General features: G+C 58.9%; 3 protein-coding genes. 1 reads left to right on the top strand and 2 read right to left on the bottom strand.

The window, feature by feature from the left end:
* Nucleotides 1–399 (top strand): hypothetical protein (locus ABEA06_RS08665; protein ID WP_345311210.1); only part of this gene is annotated, 399 nt, incomplete at its 5' end.
* A 141-nt stretch (nucleotides 400–540) separates the two neighbouring features.
* Here the strand turns inward: ABEA06_RS08665 and ABEA06_RS08660 are convergent.
* Both ABEA06_RS08660 and ABEA06_RS08655 read right to left on the bottom strand, forming a co-directional pair.
* Complete coding sequence (locus tag ABEA06_RS08660; RefSeq protein ID WP_345311209.1) at nucleotides 541–2,694, bottom strand: hypothetical protein; 2,154 nt, start codon at nucleotides 2,692–2,694, stop codon at nucleotides 541–543.
* Nucleotides 2,695–2,836: 142 nt separating this feature from the next.
* Nucleotides 2,837–3,445, bottom strand: a 609-nt coding sequence (locus ABEA06_RS08655) for a transposase (protein WP_345310668.1), incomplete at its 5' end; no start/stop codon positions are given.

Genomic DNA, 3,445 nt, shown 5'->3' with positions numbered 1-3,445 from the left:
TTCCTCACGCCCAAAATCAATTCACCCGGTGCTTCTGGAATCACACTCCGGCCTGAACCCGCGTCGGTGGATCGAGGCTTAGAAAGCGTCCCGCGGGCGCCCATAAACCGGCGCCAAGTCGTCGAACGCGAGGTGTACCGGCTGGCCAACGGGCGCTGGGGCACTGAGAGCATCCTAATGATGTGCCGGAGCATCTATGCCGAAGCCAACTTCCGGGCTGCGAGCCAGCGTTTGGAGACTGCCACCGCGCCCGATCCGCTCACCCCTGAAGAGCTCGAAGCTGCCGCGGTCGATGCCGCCCAGCGGGTGGCGGAGCTACGAAAGCAACAAGACAAACGGGGGAAGAAAAGTGGAACTGGCCAAGCGGGCCAAAAGTCCCAGAAACCCCATCGGCGCTGACGCACAGCTCCGGCCGTAGAAGACCCCAGGGGTCGAGGAGCGGTGTCCTGGGCATGCAGAAAGCCGGACACCATCTCATTTTGTCCGGCTTTCTGCGGGATAAATGCCTTCCGCCAGGGCACCAGTGCCAGGCGCGTTTATCTACTCAAACCTGTGGCTCGCAAGATAATTTTGGAGATGTTTCGCCCAACGTTGAATGACAATTTCATGCGGTTCGAGCCATTGAGTAGCTATAGGGGGAAGCGGTAATCCAGCGACCTCGAAAAAACACTCGACTGGAATCCATGCGGAGGTCCGATTCTGAACGTGGGCTACCTCATCGTGGAGAATTTTTAACCGATCATGTGATCGGGAAAGCATGGCATCACAAAATTCTGCCAATGCATAACGGGTTGAGAGCATATTGGTGCTAGAAGAGGCCAAATCGAGTATTCTTAATCGATAAAGTGTTGCGGAAATGTCTGTTGAGTCAGATTTGTGGTGCAGGATCGTGGCGAGCAATGCACTGCGAATGGCCACGACATGACCCACAAGCTCGGCCTCTTTGAGGAATTCATCGATATCCCGCGTGTCGAGATCGTCTTGTAGGAGGGCTCTCCTCACAAGATAGGTTCCCCGCTCTTCGAGATACTCCCGTTGGCGTCCAGCGGTCCGGAGTTTGGCGAGTTTCGGTCCAATTTCGGTGAAGTATCGGTCAGGGAGGCCGTGGAAATATTCAGTTTTGCGGGTAATCAAGGCGGCGGCAGGTATGCCGTTGGCTGCTTCACGGGCCTCGAAGAAACGTCGCGCAGAACTAAGGACTTGTGGCCGTTGACCCAAGTGCAGAGGAGTGGGGGCAAGCTCGACTAGTTCATCGAACACTGTCAAAGCCTCATCCCATCGCTGTTGCAGTTTCAAGGTGTATCCGAGGTGACGGCCAGCTGGTAAGCGGAGTGGGTGCTCCGACTCGAAGGTGTCGCGCAGAAGACGCAGGCGGTCCTCCATCGGTGTGGTGATCGACTTGGCTGCTATGAAATTGAGCACGTGCTGGCCGTACTCGGTCCTACTAGTACCGGGGACTCGCGACTGAAGCCCTTGGATCGATGGACTGAATACAATTGCTTTGGCCAACCAATCCGTGTACGAGTCGCTGTCAGACCTTTCTAGTGTGGTCTCCTGATCACACACTAAATTGATCGTAATGCCGACTGCATCGAGAACGGCCCGGTTATCTTCCCGCTTTTTGGCGGCATCGTGCAATCGATGTGTGGCTGTGGCGGCTCGGCTGGCTGCCAATTTCCAGTCCGTTGCTGACCACCCGCCTGGGATCTGATGGTCAGCCTCACGAATGGATTCTCGGACAGCATCGTGCATGCGGTAAGGAAGATCTCCCCCTTCGTGGTAATCGACCATCGGGCGTAATGCAGCTCTTTCGGCGCAACCGTGATCGACGTTCGCCGCCGCTGCCATGAGACTTGTATCAAAAATGCGAAAAAGACAGGCACCCCGGATTGCCCGTTGCTCGTCGGCTGGAATGTCATCCAGAACACGCATCACTAGTGAACCGAGTGAGCCAGTGACGTCAGCGATTTCGACCTGCTGTCCGTTGTCGGCGTCTCTGATTGAAATGGCCACCTGGCGAGCCAGTTCAAGGTATTGCGGCAGGCCAGCTGACGCTTTGACGAGTTCTTCGACGACTTCATCGCTCATGGGGAGATCGAGTTGACTTCGACCACGCAAGATAACGGATCTGGTGTCGGCAGGGGAGAGATTTCCGACCAAATGTTGTCGTGGATCGTCTCGGGTGCCTGGCACGAGGTCGGGCCAAATGTGAGTCCCGCGATGAGGCAAATCGACACGAGTGCTATCATGCCAGTTCAGCATGTCGCGCCCGGTCAGGACAAAGAGGACATTGGGCATTTGATGGATCAGTTTGTTTAAATGACCTTCAGACACCCTTCGAGGGTCCAGAGAAAATCGCTCAGTGGTGTCAACAAATACCACCAAGAGCGGGCATGAATTCATTGTGGAAAGTTCCCATGCCAGTACGCCGGCAATTTCGCACGCTAGGTCGGGCCGGGGTTCTGTGGGGCTGGGTTCGTCGCCGCATCGCATGAGGAAGGTTTCGAAGCCGGAAAAAGCATTAATTCCAAGCCTTAGATCGTGCCGTCTGCGCAGTTCGCCAATGAGCTTGCGGACCACCGCCACGCCGAGGCCAGCGCCCGTACCTGCACCGATAAGGTCCGCCAAGGAACCAAGGTCCGCCAGCGCGTCGCGGGCAGATCCAACAGCTGCATCCTCTAAGCCTCGATCCACCGACTCAGGTTAGGGCCGGCGGCCGATATCCCGGATCGGCACTGAGCCGTTTTTTGGCGTGACGTGGTGGCCGGCCTCGCTACCGGTGGTGTTCCACTGATGTTCTTTCGGTTGTGCCGATGCCCGGCGGGTGGTCGGGTGGTTATGCCGGTTGCGGTGGCGGGTGGACGGCGGTGAAGAGCCGCTCGAATCCCTGTTGCCAGGGCCATGCCTGGGGCAGGCGGATGCGGATCCTGCGGGCGCTGGAGGCGATCCGGGCTGGCAGATTCACGAGCCTGGCCCGGATGGTCCCGGTCCGGGCCCGGGCGAACTCTCCGGCAGCGAGGATCCCGGCGGTGCGGGTGAGGTTGTAGGCCATCACCGCGCAGACCAGCCAGGCGCCGTTGGCCCCGAAACGGCCGGAGGGCAGGTGGGCCAGGGCGCTGTCCTTCAAATCGGCGTTGACCTGCTCGATGACCGCGTGGCCCCGGTGGGTCTGGTCCGCGGTCACCGTGTCCAGCACCTCCGGGTCGGTGGTGGTGAAGAAGGCGTGGAACCGGTGGGTGTCGAACAGTGTCGGCTGGTCCGTGTCCTGGGGGTTCAGCTCGGGGATTCGGCGCACCACCAGTCGACCGGGGACCCGTTCGGTTTTCTTCCTTGAGGTGAACGCGGTGAAGGGGACCTCGGCCACCTCCGCCTTGGAGATCCACGTGCCGGTGTCCTCGTCGAAGATCGCCTGCGGGTACCTGATGCCGGTCCACGCTTTCTCGTC

This window comes from Kocuria gwangalliensis, from assembly GCF_039544365.1.
GTDB classification, from domain to species: Bacteria; Actinomycetota; Actinomycetes; order Actinomycetales; family Micrococcaceae; genus Kocuria; species Kocuria gwangalliensis.
Note: the sequence above shows the minus strand (reverse complement) of the source record. Positions and strands in the feature narration are given on the sequence as shown.